The sequence below is a fragment of the Peribacillus sp. Bi134 genome (genome assembly GCF_918698065.1).
GTDB lineage: Bacteria > Bacillota > Bacilli > Bacillales > DSM-1321 > Peribacillus.
Window position 1 is genome coordinate 1 of record NZ_CAKKLN010000006.1, and the last position, 12,644, is coordinate 12,644.

The window sequence follows — 12,644 nt, forward strand, 5'->3', positions numbered from 1 at the left end:
TCAAGACATCATCAGTCGCAACCGATTGAGCGAAATCATAAGACTTTGTTAAAATATTCACTAACTCAGTCAGTTTTGGTAACTGCTCAACTAAAGTGTTCAATGATTCCTGAACCTCAGGCTTTAATAATTGGTCCAGTACATCTAATTGTTTTTGGCGGGCATTAATTTGTTCAGTTTGTGATTGGGTAATCGTTTCTGACATATCCAATTCTCCTTTGCAATAAGCATTTTGTTGAGGTAAATAGAAAAACTTGTAAAATATTACACAATGTGTGACCAGAAAAAATACTAACAAAAATGTAATAAATGCTATCCTATAGTATATCCCTTTAGTGGCTTGAAAACAGCTGATTTTTTAAAAAAGATTCTTAAAATAATCTTTTCCTGCTTATTTTAAGTACAGATTCTAATAGTGGTTACCATTATTTACCTATAATGGACTTTAAGAGGGGGTCTAACATCGAAGCCTGTCATACATATTTCCATCTTGATTTGCCATCCTAAATGATGGAGGTGAAAAAATGTGACTGATTCAGAATCTAAACTTACAGAAGAGAATAATGATAAGAAGCTTCATAAACTGGTTGGCAGTATGGAATATACCAAAGCGCAACTATCGGAAGGTATGAATGGAATTTCTGAAGTTTACCTCAAAAACAGTGAGGAAGGCACATCGGTAACACCTGATAATTAATATTGTTGTGTAAGCATAGCGAAACAGTTATGCTTACACAACAATATCAAAAACAACCGCAAACAATGGCTTGAGGAAAACATACAAAGCGTGGAAGATAAATTCGGTAAGGGAGAGCTGGATAGTCTCGATGTCATTCGCCAGTATGGTGTCATCATCGATTATGCAACGAATAAAGTCCTGCCAGAATCAACGAAACAGTTCCGTGAATCCATGAAAACCTGTTCGTTGGCTTATTGGAAGTAACGTGAAAACATTAGGAACCTTAGACTGCAGACGAACTCGAAGAAAACGAGTTTGCCTGCAGTTTTTTCCTTTAAAAAGAGATTTAGTTGATTTCAGAAATTCGGCTCCCTTTCCGCCGACTGCCTGCGGAATGCGAGCGCCTGGACGGGAAATCAACATCCAAATTGTATAGGTTCCTAAGACATTCTTAATGGAAACCCATCAATTCCTTCACATGTTCACAATTATCTCTTGAAGTGAGCATTTCCAAGAGCGTAAAGGCAACATCGAAAGCTGTGGATGGATTGTAGGATGTAATGATATTGTCCGTAACGACAATCGGTTCGTTTACGACAATCGCACCAAAATCTTTTAGCTGCCTCTGTCTCTTACTGGCTGGATGGTTGTATGTTGTGGCTTTTCTTCCATTCAATATCCCGCTTTTTCCTAGTGGGAGAGAACCTACACAAATGGTTGCTATGATTTTGTTCTTATTATGAAAATGCTTGATCACATCAAGAAACCTCTTATCATAGGCATCCTCATAAAAACCGGCTTCTTCAAAACCTCCTGGAATGGCCAAAGCATCGAAGTCATCCAGGTTCACTTGATCGAGGGTCAGTTCGGGCTGCACGATGAAATTCCATGTGCATTTCAATTGTTCGTGAAGTCCCACCGTAACCAGGTCTGTGGTGCCATCACCCTCTAATTTATTCCATCCCAATACATCTGTAAACACACTTGCTTCAACCGCTTCGAATCCATTGGATAGCAGCAGCAATACTTTTTTCATAGCAGTGTCCCCCTTGTTTATATTTGAATTAATTATATAAAAAGAAAACCCCCTAATACATACGATTAATTACGTAATCATTCCTTTTATATTTATTTTATAATGTATTTGAAAGGAATCGATTTATAAAAAAAGTAGGGGTGATTGAATTGGATCGAACGGATAAAAAAATACTTTCCTTACTGGAGAATAATGGTCGCATGTCCATGAAAGAACTGGCACATGAAGTTTCCTTAACGGCTCCAGCAACGAAAGAACGTGTGAATAAATTAGAGGAAAGCGGAGTGATTAAAGGTTATAAAACAGAAATATCCCTTGAAAAACTTGATAGAAGCATAACGGCATTCATATTATTCGAAACGGATCGATGCAAAGACTTTTATCAATTCAGCTTGAACCATCCGGAAGTTCTGGAATGCCACCGGTTAGCCGGTCAATACAGTTATCTTATTAAAATAAGTACATTTTCCATGGAAACGCTGGAAGACTTCGTCGATGAAGCCATTAAATATGGGAAATCGTCCACCCATCTGATATTCTCTTCCGCATCGAAAAATGTTTTTTCAGGAGATGAGATCTAACCGGCTTTAACCCATTTACTTGCCAACTTTTTAATATATGACCAATTAGCAGGAAAAAACTCCACCAATATAGAAAGTAAATAGTAACAAAAATCACAGTTGGATGTTCAAAAAGGGAGTGGAGAGAGTGAGTTTTGTTTATGAGGAAGATAAAATAATGGAATTCCTTTTGCAGAATAAAAGTGAGTTTGAAGAATATCTTTTATCAGCAGCGGTCAATGTCAGGGATAAAATCGAAGAAATTTTACTGATTGGAAATGTCGACCTTTTGAATAATGCACATAAGCTCATTCGATATATAGTGGAACATAATGAAACGGATATGATTGCCTTTGCCGAAAAAGAGGGAGTTACGTGGGCAACCCACTCCTTGACGCTTTCATTCAAGCTGGAATGGATTCAAGCCCTTCGCAGAACGCTTTGGACCTTTCTTTATAAGTTTGAACAAGATAAGAAAGCGTTTATTGAGGATTCTAGGGTCTTTTTTGAATTAGAGAAAAAAGTGAATGAAAGTGTTGACGTTTTTCTTAAATCCTTTTTCGTCAGTTACTCCGATTATAAAGACAAATTGATTCTCGCTCAGCAAAACTTGGTTGAAAATCTATCCGTCCCTATCATTCCCGTAACTTCCACCACCTGTGTCCTTCCGTTAATCGGGACAATCGATTATTCACGAATACAGATAATCGAAGAAAAAGTATTGATGGAGATAGGTAAACTGCGGATACAGACCTTGATCTTGGATTTGTCCGGTATCATCGAAATGGAAGTTGAAATGATCAATGATTTGATGAAAATCCTCGATGGTACGGCAATGATGGGGTGTAAAGCTGTGGTGACTGGATTACGCCCAGAGGTTGTTACGAAAATGATCCGTTCAGGAATTCAGCTCGATAATAAAGCAGAAACAAAGGGTACACTGCAGCAGGCCTTGAAGGACTATCTTGTAGTCACCTAAATCGTGAAGTGGAGTCGCCATGTTTTGGTGACTTTTTTTTGTGGGTAATTTGGAATATTAAGGTAATTTATTTGCTGTTTTATCATATTCGAATAAGTATATGGAATGGGGAACAGATGCTCCGAAAAGAACTGAATCTTGGTTCAGAGTGAATCTATTCCGAACCCCCAATTTTTGATGAATTCAAGAAAATCCAGTTTGCCTCCAGTTTTTTCTAAAAAAATTCCATTTGATCTCCGCCGGAAACTTTATTCGACCTACCCAGCAGTTTATTCGACCGTTGAAGGAGTTATTCGACCTACCCGGCGGTTTATTCGACCGTTCACAAATTTATTCGACTCTACTTCGGATTCCGGAGCATTTGTCTTGCGGTCCACGCATTAAATCCCGCTCCCGATTGTTGCCAAGCCCTCATCAAAGCAAGCATCTAGCAGGTCTCGTCTTGCCAGTTATCAGCAGGAGTGTCGCCAATTTCTTCTGTGCAACCTTCCAAAGAAGGTTGGTTTCACTTCAGCAAGGAATAGACATATGTATCATGAGGGATACCGTTTTGGTAAATATAACTCCTTAATATTCCTTCCCGAATGAAGCCCAGCTTAAGCAAGAGCGCACTTGATGGCTGGTTTTCCAGAAAAACGACCGCGCCGATGCGGGTTAAATCAAGGTCGTTGAAACCGTAAGCGATAATTTCTTTAAGCGCTTCTAACACAAATCCTTTGCGCCAATGTGAAGGATGGATTTCATAACCGATTTCCGCTCGTCTGTATTTGGGACTGTGGGCATGAAAACCGATGGTGCCAATCAATTCCTGCGTATCTTTTCTTTCAATTCCCCATCTTATGGCTCGTTTTTCACGATGGTTTTTCGCAAAAGATGCTACAATATCCTTCGCCTGTTCGACATTTTCCAATGAGTCCTGGCCATAAAAGCGGGTGACTTCATCTTTTGATAAACATTGGAAAAGAGCTTCCGCATCACTTTCATGAATTTCCCGTAAGCGTAACCTTTCCGTGTTCAATAAAGGAAACATTTTTTCTCCTCCTATATCAGTTTTCTATCTATTCGGGCTCCACGAAGGTTTTTCCTTTATTATGAAGTGCCTAATTTTCTGGTGATTTCGGTGATAATCGGACAAGCTAAAAACGTTAGATGCATTAAACAGTTCAACCTAAAACAGCATTAATGAAGGGGAGATAGATCATGGGAAAAAAACACCGCAACCGTATCGCTTCACCGAAAAAGAATAACCATATTCCGAAAGCGGATATCATTGCAGAACATGAAGCCCACGGTAAAGAATACTCTGCGAATAAACGAAAGAACGGTCCTGGCTCCAATACAGATTGAGTAACCTAGTGACCGCTCTAGCCTTTAAGGGTAGGGCGGTCATTTGTGTTTCTTGCCATCAAAGGGTTCATCCTATATCTTAAAGAATGAAGAACCATTGAAGGGAGTTAGGATGATGAAAGCACTTGTCTTTGATGATTTCGGCGGGCCGGAAGTTCTGTCTGTAAGGGAAATTGCAGAACCTGAACATTCAAAATCAGCCGTGATCGTTCGAATGAAAGCAATCGGATTGAATTTTGCTGATGTATATAGAAGGAAAGGGAATTATCATTTGGTGGGTGATCCCCCATTCATTCTAGGGTATGAAGGAGCAGGGGTCATCGAATATGTCGGGGAAGATGTCCGTCATGTGAAAGTGGGTGATCGCGTCGGGTTTGCTGATGTTCCCCATGCCAACGCGGAGCTGGTTTCAGTTCCAGCTGATAAACTTTTACCGCTGCCTGAAGGCATTTCCTTTGAAACGGCCGCTTCCGTTTTACTTCAAGGATTGACTGCCCAATATTTAACTCATGACAGCCATCCAGTTAAAGAAGGGGAAATCATTCTGGTCCATGCCGCTGCAGGGGGAGTCGGTCAATTACTGACACAGATGATCAGGATGAATGGCGGTCAGGTCATTGGCTTGACCTCATCGAATGATAAAGCGGCTGTTGCCAAACAAATAGGTGCGGATCATGTTATCCTTTACGAATCGGACTGGGTGGATTCCATTAAGGATATAACCGGTGGTAAAGGCGTTGATGTTGTTTATGAATCAGTGGGTCAAACCTTGATGGATAGTTTCAGTGCGACTAAGATTGGAGGAACTGTCGTATTTTTTGGGATGGCAGGCGGTGATCCAGAAAAGATCGACCCGAGAATGTTAATGGATACATCCAAGGCATTAATTGGTGGTGACCTTTGGAACGTCCTGACTACTCATGAAGAACGGACAAGAAGAACAGCAGAGCTATTCCAATGGATTCTGTCAGGGGAAATCCACATCACAGAACCGACTCTTTTTTCGTTGGAAAATGGGGCGGATGCGCATAGACTTCTTGAAAGCCGGAAGAGTTCGGGGAAAATATTATTAATACCATAACAGGTCATGGGGCTTTCCATTCTAAATGGGGGCCCATTTCTTTTACCCGTATAGCGTCCTGTCACATTCAATACCTTATTCATACTGATGAATCAGAACCTTTTTAAGTTCCTTATTATAGACCCATTCTACCCTTAGAATAACTCCAGATAAATGTCCTTGTCCTTACAGGGGTTATGACCTGCTGTCAAAACAACTTGATGACCAAGTTGGCTTATCCACAAGATTCATATGCAACACGCGAATTCAGAGGAGAAATCCACAATGGGCCAATCACCAAACAACAATCGTCATTCTTCAATCCTCAGGCGTTCGTTACAAGCAAAAAAAGAGAACGGACCCGTTCCCTTGGAAAACTTATGAATAGCAGGATTAGGTAATGAGAGACAAACACTTTTTTTAGTGATCCTTGTGGTGCGGTGAATATATGGATGATCTGCCTTAAGTACTTTTCTGTTGTTCTGACTCCCGGGCCATCATATGAAGCGGGCTCTGAATGACCCCGTCTCAATCACTGTGGAGCAATGCATACAATCACGTATCGAATTCAGTGGAAGATACATTCCTTAATAGGTATTGGTAAGTTTATTCATAAATCATAAGGCTTCGTCCCCTTTGGCATCCATCCTTTTATAGAGTCTATATAAACATTAAATCGGTAAAAGTAGCATCGTTGAGGTAAATAGTTTTGGAAGTATTTTGACGTTATTTCGCTATATTAAAAAAATAGTAAATTAGTTGCACAAAAGTGATAAAATGGGTAAATGGAAACATACATGACAAGGAGAGACATTTCAAACCATGATACTTTCACTACTCGGTTTCATCTTAAAAGGAATTTTAATGAAAATGCCATTTGCCATATTAGGACTTTCCTTGATTCCGCAGAGATGGACAAACGCAATCACCAAAAAAGATATACCTTTTTTCATTGAACAAGTGCTGAGACTTTTAGTTTCTGCTGCCGTATTGTTTTTCGTTATCGATATCATGCTGCTGGATCTTACTGCCGCTGCATTCTTTTCGTGTTTTGCCATTATTCTCGGGCTCATTCTCATCATCGATTCAAGAATGTATATGTACAGTGCCAGTGAATCTTCAAGCACCCGACGGAATCGGAGGGGAAATGAAGCGGCAAAGCAGCCAAAAACACCTTGGAACGTACATTTCAACAGTTTGATGGGTGTCGTGTTGATTGCCGCATGGGTCATCATGCTGTTTTACCCGCTCACTTTTGCCGCAGATCTGCATGGATTGGCGAAGGTCGATAAGAAAAAAGAGCTGGAAGAAGTTCAAGATATAAAAACCATGCCGCTCGTTACAGTGAAAATGGCTGACGCAAAAGGCGATGCAGCGATTAATAAAATAGAAAATGCATCATATTTCACTGAAGGCGAATACCGTCTGACCAATATCAATGATGAATTGGCTTATACATCACCCATTGAAATGGACGGGTTTTTAAAAGCCGGGAAAGCGGAATACACGCCAGGTTATAATCTGATTTCCGCCGTATCGACGGATAAAGGGGCAAGTACTGTCAAAGGGAAGATGCTGTATGCTCCCTCACAGTACCTCAATCATGATTTGGAAAGGACCATCCGCAAGGCATATCCGAATAAAATTATCCATGATTCATATTTGGAACCGAACGAAGATGGAAAGCCCTTCTTCGTAGCTTCAGTCGGACATTATTTGAAATACCGCAGCGGTCCCGTGGTGGACGGGGTGGTATTGGTTAATCCGGAAACGGGTGACACGAAATACTATCCAAAAGGAAAAGAACCTAAATGGGTAGATCGGACATTCACATTGGAAACAGCCCTGGAATATTGGACTTACTGGGGAAAATATGTTCACGGGTGGAAAAACCAGTCCTTGATTGGACCGAAGAAAGATGTCCTGATTCCTAATGAGGATAATATGCAAGTTACGTTTAACGAAAAAGGCGAATTGATTTATGTAGTGGACTTTACCCGGGCTAAATCAAAAGGCAACTCCAAAACCCTTGTAGGTTATGGTGTTTTCAATGCCAAGACCGGTGAAATGACGTACTATAAAGGCGTCACGTCCGTTCTGACAGGAAAGGAAGCAAAATCCAACGCCAATGCGAGTGAGTTTTTGTCTAAATATCCAGGCTGGAAAGCCACTAATGGAATTTTCTATACGATCTACGGTGCTCCCACTTATGTCATTCCAGTTACAAAGGGCAGCAAGTTCCAAGGTGTGGCGATCGTTTACGCAAATAGCGATAATCCCCAAGTGGTCTTTGGGAAAACGAAAGACGAAGCTTTCCGTAATTATAAAAAGCTGATTGCCTCTTTAGGGAAAGTCAGCGGTGTGACGCCTCAAAAAGGTTTTGAGATGAAAGAAATAAAAGGGAAGGTATTAAGGATCAATGATGCCAATCTTTCAAATGGATACGTCTTCCATTTAATCGTCGAAGGCAATGCCAAGAGGTTCTCGGTGGACCCTGGTGTCAACGCGCTATCTGATATTGTGTTGACGAATGTAGGAGACAGGGTTGTGCTGATGGTGATGGATATGGAAGAAAGCATCGTTCCAGTCGATGAATTCACTAATCTGGATTTGCCAAGGAAATGATAATGGATCGTGGACATATAAACTGGCCATCTCCAATATAAGCATGAAAAAAAGCATTGTCATCCGCAATGCTTTTTTCATGTTTTCGAATGATTGTCATGATAAGTCCGATAAATTGAATGAATGGATGGATTCCATATAATATCCCTTTTGAATGACGGCTTTTATTGCAAAGTGCCCATTTAACCGTTTCCGCACGCGGTACAGAAGTGAAGCGATTTCCTCTGCCGTCACAATTTGCTCGGGATCACCGACTCGCTCTGGCCAGACTTGCTGAACAATTTCTTCCTTTGAAATAAGATTGTCCAAATTTTCATAAAGGAGCTTAAAGCAATTGAATTCCTTGGTCGGCATTTTAATGGGTGCTTCTTCATTGATGATTACAGTCTGAAGGTGCTCATTGATAGCGACGGTTTGCAGGAACTCGGGGTTCACCGGCGTGAAATCCATTGTTAAATCGTTGTCGATGGAGATTATGAATTCAATCAATCCATTGACCAAAGCAATCGAATCCCCCGGTTCAATGTGACATGGATTGCCCGGTACGAGCGGCATCTGGTTTACGGTGGTGCCGTGTTTGCTTGCCAAATCCTCAATGAGGAGCTGCCCTTCCTCCATATAAATCCGGCAATGTTCCCTGGAAACAAAGTCATTGTAAAGCCTGAAATCAGCTTTGGAGTGCTGGCTTGCTCGGCCGATCAGCAGGCTTTTCCCTTCAAATACATAGGCGAATTCCTCGGTTTGGCCTTTGTGCATGGTTCTCAATACAACCTTGAAAGTTTTATAGATCATTCACTTCATACCCCTTAAAAAAATCTGAAAATTTAAATTATTTTCATGAATTTATCATTTTGGCTACATGGCTATTTAGTGGGTTCAATTTTATAATTATAAATTATCAGTCGCTTACTTACTAACGAAAAATGAAAAAAATCCAAATTAGGCACACAGCCATTATAACAAAGAGGAACGAAGGATGAAGAAGAAACTCTATTTTTGCTGATGTTCGCTTTGACTGTGGGAGAAGTACTTCCTCAGCACCGGAAGAAGTTTGCGATGAAAATGTACCTTACGCTTGTGGAAAAGGAGTTGACCAAAGGTGAGTATGTGGAGAGATAGGATAAATGCTTTCAGCATCCTGCTGATGATCATTAGTATGATCGTATATATTATTTTTCCCCAGCCCTTTACCCTCATTCTGTACTGTATATTTGGCATTGCCTTTATCAGCCTGACTTTACTGAATTAAGACTACCTTTGAATGGGTGGAGGACGGAACCAATAAGAAGAAAAGAAACAAGCCTGCCGAATCAATGGCAGGCTTTTTTGATGCATAATGTTTCATGATGAAATTATAACTATTGGCATATGAAATTGTTAATTTTATCATGAAAAATAGTTTTTATAATAAAATATACCTATATCAGCCATAATTGTAGTAATATTGCTTGAGGAGGAGATGGAGTTCTGAGCGAGATGCAATTTTCCCGGTTAGTAATGCGGGTAATATTGAACGAGGCCACTAAAGTGAGTATTCATATCATGATTGAAAAAATGAGATAGGAGATTTTAATTATGAAAAAATTAATAGTGCTAATAGGATCCTTGCTGTTTGGACTAATCTTAATGAATGTTTATACTGATTCAGGAACAATGGCACGTGATGGACTTGAAATTAATACATCATATATTAAAAACTCGAAAGAATTAGTGGCTGAAATGAGTGTCTCTGGCTATATTCATAAAAAGAAAACGCTAGAAATCAGAACTACTTTAAAAGAAAAGAATACAATTTACATAGATCAAACTGGTAGTGAATTAGAATATATAGTAATCGATTCAACGGGAGAAAAGGTATACTCTGAAAAAATAAAAGGAGATACAATTCGTGCATTTGAATCAATGTCAGGAGAAGGAATCATCAAAATAGTTTTAAGTAGCGGGAAACATACTGCGATGATTAATATAAATGAAGATGAGCTTAATAATGAATAAAACAGATTCTTAAAATCTGTACGGGAGCTAAACCGCTTCACAAGTGTAAAACGGAAGCTGATATTTAAAGGAGAAGAAGCAGGAACCGTTATGGGTTCCTGCTTCTTTCATTCAAAGGGAACCGATGAGGATATTTTCACACAATCGTACTATGAAATCCCGGGGCGCCATGGATTTAAAACGACTTTATAAGAGCCATTTTAATGCAGAAACGGTATAATTAATTGGCAGAAGTAGACATTAATATGGACTGCAACTGAGTTATACCGCGTGTTTTAATATGAATCTTGAGAGAAAGAACATTTATACAAAAGTCAAAGTAAGAAAAGGAGAAACCATGACTAATGAAACAGGATGGAATTTAGACAATAGCTATGCGCGTCTTCCGGAAAAGTTTTTCACGAGCACGAACCCGACTCCTGTACATTCACCGGAGTTGATCATTCTAAATGAACGTTTGGCGGATTCTCTTGGTTTGGACGTTAAGTCGCTGCAAAGCGAAGATGGTGTGGCGGTATTTGCGGGAAATGAGATTCCCGAAGGTGCTTCGCCGCTTGCTCAAGCATATGCTGGGCATCAATTCGGTCATTTTAACATGTTAGGGGACGGCCGGGCGATATTGCTTGGCGAACAGGTCTTGCCCGAAGGCGAGAGGGTCGATATCCAGCTGAAGGGTCCAGGAAGAACGCCATACTCCCGCGGGGGCGATGGCCGGGCTGCACTTGGACCGATGCTGCGCGAATACATCATCAGTGAGGCGATGCACGGGCTCGGCATTCCTACCACCCGGAGTCTGGCAGTGGTGACGACCGGTGAAACGGTAATCCGTGAAACCGGGCTGCCTGGTGCCATCATGACTCGTGTGGCTTCGAGTCATCTTCGTGTCGGCACTTTTCAATTCGCTGCAAAATGGGGCACGATCGAGGAACTCCGGACACTTGCCGACTATACCATTAAGCGTCATTTTCCAGACATTGAATCCGATGAAAACCGTTATCTTTCGCTGCTGCAGGAAGTGGTCAAGCGTCAGGCTGAGCTCATTGCCCAATGGCAGCTGGTTGGCTTCATTCATGGGGTGATGAACACCGACAACATGACGATTAGCGGGGAAACCATCGATTATGGACCTTGCGCCTTCATGGATGCCTATGACCCTGCAACGGTATTCAGTTCAATTGATAGACAAGGCCGCTATGCCTATGGTAACCAACCTGTTATTGGAGGTTGGAATCTTGCGCGATTCGCTGAATCCCTATTGCCGCTGTTGCATGATGACCAAGATCAGGCCGTTACTTTGGCCCAAGATAAGATTTCCGTTTTTAATGATCTGTATCATTCTAATTGGTTAGCGGGAATGAGGTCGAAACTGGGGATATTCAACGAAGAGACTCAGGATGAAGCGCTTATTAATGGCATCCTCAGTATGATGAAAAAGCATGGTGCCGACTATACTAATACCTTCCGTGCCTTGACCTTTGATAAAGTGGAGGATACGGTCCTTTTCGGGACACCGGAATTCGCTCAGTGGCAAGAGCTTTGGAAGGCGAGACTGGGCAGGCAGAAGGAATCGAAAGAATCTTCGAATCAGTTGATGCAGAACAGCAATCCTGCAGTGATCCCACGGAACCACCGGGTGGAAGAAGCGTTGGAAGCGGCAGTGGAGCAAGGGGACTACGGCGTGATGGAACGGCTGTTGGATGTTCTTGCAAATCCTTATGCACACTGCGAGGAACAAGCTGAATACGCCGCACTGCCTTTGTCAACAAAACCTTACCGAACTTTTTGCGGCACCTGATTATGAAACATGTATGAAGCAGCTCCCGCGATTGAAGTCGATTCTTTGTCAACTTCAATTGCGGGAGCCTTTTTGTGTATTAATTAGTAAAAAAGTTTTGTTTGAAGAATGTCCAGGGCACGGTCAATTTCCGCTAAATCTTCCTTCGATGCATGTTGCAGCCGGCTTTGGAAACGGGATTCTACGATTGCAAAAGCCTCGTTCATCATCATTTCCCCCTCTTTGGAAAGGCGGATGTATTGTTTCCGTCTATCTTCCGAATCACTTATTTTTTCAATTAAATTCTTTTCGCTTAATTTTTTCAGTTCACGGCTCGTGTTAGGCATGGAGATATGCTGACAGTCACTGATTTCACTTGGTGTGACAGGCTGACTGACTGTTATATATTCAAGAATTTTATATTGTACCGGCGTGATGGAATCGGATTTGGCGTTTTGTGTCAATTCGTGTGTGACTTGATGTACGGAAGTCGTAAATGTGACCATTTTTTCAAAAAGAGCTTTTTTGTCCATAACTTTCACCTCTTACTGAGAAGATAACAAAAGTGTTATCAAAATACAATTATCAT

The 12,644-nt window shown here is 41.1% G+C and carries 13 protein-coding genes and 1 pseudogene; 9 read left to right on the forward strand and 5 right to left on the reverse strand.

The features are described 5' to 3' along the window. Positions 1 to 205: pseudogene (locus LQ188_RS13860) on the reverse strand (DUF1641 domain-containing protein); the annotation flags it as partial. Between the two features lie 321 nt (positions 206 to 526). Here LQ188_RS13860 and LQ188_RS13865 point away from each other — a divergent pair. Both LQ188_RS13865 and LQ188_RS13870 read left to right on the forward strand, forming a co-directional pair. Next, positions 527 to 697 carry a hypothetical protein gene (locus tag LQ188_RS13865; protein WP_157831108.1) on the forward strand — a complete coding sequence of 57 codons (171 nt, stop codon included), beginning with the start codon at positions 527 to 529 and terminating at the stop codon, positions 695 to 697. A gap of 90 nt (positions 698 to 787) precedes the next feature. Continuing rightward, positions 788 to 943 carry a hypothetical protein gene (locus tag LQ188_RS13870; RefSeq protein ID WP_230177111.1) on the forward strand — a complete coding sequence of 52 codons (156 nt, stop codon included), beginning with the start codon at positions 788 to 790 and terminating at the stop codon, positions 941 to 943. Positions 944 to 1,130: 187 nt separating this feature from the next. On the opposite strand, the gene LQ188_RS13875 is transcribed toward LQ188_RS13870, so the two are convergent. Next, complete coding sequence (locus LQ188_RS13875) at positions 1,131 to 1,715, reverse strand: DJ-1/PfpI family protein (protein ID WP_101224420.1); 585 nt, start codon at positions 1,713 to 1,715, stop codon at positions 1,131 to 1,133. A gap of 149 nt (positions 1,716 to 1,864) precedes the next feature. On the opposite strand from LQ188_RS13875, the gene LQ188_RS13880 reads away from it, so the two are divergent. Together LQ188_RS13880 and LQ188_RS13885 are read left to right on the forward strand one after the other, a co-directional pair. Beyond that, positions 1,865 to 2,296 carry an Lrp/AsnC family transcriptional regulator gene (locus tag LQ188_RS13880; protein WP_101224419.1) on the forward strand — a complete coding sequence of 144 codons (432 nt, stop codon included), beginning with the start codon at positions 1,865 to 1,867 and terminating at the stop codon, positions 2,294 to 2,296. Between the two features lie 127 nt (positions 2,297 to 2,423). Further along, positions 2,424 to 3,254: an STAS domain-containing protein gene (locus LQ188_RS13885; protein WP_101224418.1), complete on the forward strand. Its 831-nt coding sequence runs from the start codon at positions 2,424 to 2,426 to the stop codon at positions 3,252 to 3,254. 505 nt (positions 3,255 to 3,759) lie between these two features. Here the strand turns inward: LQ188_RS13885 and LQ188_RS13890 are convergent. Further along, positions 3,760 to 4,284, reverse strand: a complete 525-nt coding sequence (locus tag LQ188_RS13890; RefSeq protein WP_230177113.1) for a GNAT family protein — start codon at positions 4,282 to 4,284, stop codon at positions 3,760 to 3,762. A gap of 170 nt (positions 4,285 to 4,454) precedes the next feature. Between LQ188_RS13890 and LQ188_RS13895 the strand changes: the two genes are divergently transcribed. The 3 genes from LQ188_RS13895 to LQ188_RS13905 all read left to right on the forward strand — a co-directional run bounded on the left by LQ188_RS13895 (position 4,455) and on the right by LQ188_RS13905 (position 8,286). Beyond that, a complete protein-coding gene (locus LQ188_RS13895) occupies positions 4,455 to 4,601 on the forward strand; it encodes a hypothetical protein (RefSeq protein WP_100298038.1) in 147 nt (48 codons plus the stop codon). 115 nt (positions 4,602 to 4,716) lie between these two features. Beyond that, positions 4,717 to 5,682, forward strand: a complete 966-nt coding sequence (locus LQ188_RS13900; protein WP_230177417.1) for a quinone oxidoreductase — start codon at positions 4,717 to 4,719, stop codon at positions 5,680 to 5,682. Between the two features lie 801 nt (positions 5,683 to 6,483). Continuing rightward, entirely contained in the window at positions 6,484 to 8,286 is a 1,803-nt protein-coding gene (locus LQ188_RS13905; protein WP_101224415.1) for a hypothetical protein, read from the forward strand. 96 nt (positions 8,287 to 8,382) lie between these two features. Here the strand turns inward: LQ188_RS13905 and LQ188_RS13910 are convergent, their stop codons facing one another. Continuing rightward, positions 8,383 to 9,078: an FHA domain-containing protein gene (locus LQ188_RS13910; RefSeq protein WP_230177114.1), complete on the reverse strand. Its 696-nt coding sequence runs from the start codon at positions 9,076 to 9,078 to the stop codon at positions 8,383 to 8,385. 783 nt (positions 9,079 to 9,861) lie between these two features. On the opposite strand from LQ188_RS13910, the gene LQ188_RS13915 reads away from it, so the two are divergent. Then, the gene (locus LQ188_RS13915; protein ID WP_101224413.1) at positions 9,862 to 10,281 is read left to right on the forward strand and encodes a hypothetical protein; all 420 of its coding nucleotides are present in this window, start codon (positions 9,862 to 9,864) and stop codon (positions 10,279 to 10,281) included. Positions 10,282 to 10,618: 337 nt separating this feature from the next. Continuing rightward, positions 10,619 to 12,076, forward strand: coding sequence for a protein adenylyltransferase SelO (locus LQ188_RS13920; protein WP_230177419.1), 1,458 nt, complete (start codon positions 10,619 to 10,621; stop codon positions 12,074 to 12,076). Between the two features lie 83 nt (positions 12,077 to 12,159). Here the strand turns inward: LQ188_RS13920 and LQ188_RS13925 are convergent, their stop codons facing one another. Beyond that, complete coding sequence (locus LQ188_RS13925; protein ID WP_230177115.1) at positions 12,160 to 12,588, reverse strand: MarR family transcriptional regulator; 429 nt, start codon at positions 12,586 to 12,588, stop codon at positions 12,160 to 12,162. Positions 12,589 to 12,644: the final 56 nt, after the last annotated feature.

What these genes read in the sequence shown, in the direction of transcription:
- LQ188_RS13920 (WP_230177419.1), top strand. Translation starts at nt 10,619, where the DNA reads ATGACTAATGAAACAGGATGGAATTTAGACAATAGCTATGCGCGTCTT.
- LQ188_RS13915 (WP_101224413.1), top strand. Translation starts at nt 9,862, where the DNA reads ATGAAAAAATTAATAGTGCTAATAGGATCCTTGCTGTTTGGACTAATC.
- LQ188_RS13875 (WP_101224420.1), bottom strand. Translation starts at nt 1,715, where the DNA reads ATGAAAAAAGTATTGCTGCTGCTATCCAATGGATTCGAAGCGGTTGAA.
- LQ188_RS13905 (WP_101224415.1), top strand. Translation starts at nt 6,484, where the DNA reads ATGATACTTTCACTACTCGGTTTCATCTTAAAAGGAATTTTAATGAAA.
- LQ188_RS13925 (WP_230177115.1), bottom strand. Translation starts at nt 12,588, where the DNA reads ATGGACAAAAAAGCTCTTTTTGAAAAAATGGTCACATTTACGACTTCC.
- LQ188_RS13890 (WP_230177113.1), bottom strand. Translation starts at nt 4,284, where the DNA reads ATGTTTCCTTTATTGAACACGGAAAGGTTACGCTTACGGGAAATTCAT.
- LQ188_RS13910 (WP_230177114.1), bottom strand. Translation starts at nt 9,078, where the DNA reads ATGATCTATAAAACTTTCAAGGTTGTATTGAGAACCATGCACAAAGGC.
- LQ188_RS13895 (WP_100298038.1), top strand. Translation starts at nt 4,455, where the DNA reads ATGGGAAAAAAACACCGCAACCGTATCGCTTCACCGAAAAAGAATAAC.
- LQ188_RS13900 (WP_230177417.1), top strand. Translation starts at nt 4,717, where the DNA reads ATGAAAGCACTTGTCTTTGATGATTTCGGCGGGCCGGAAGTTCTGTCT.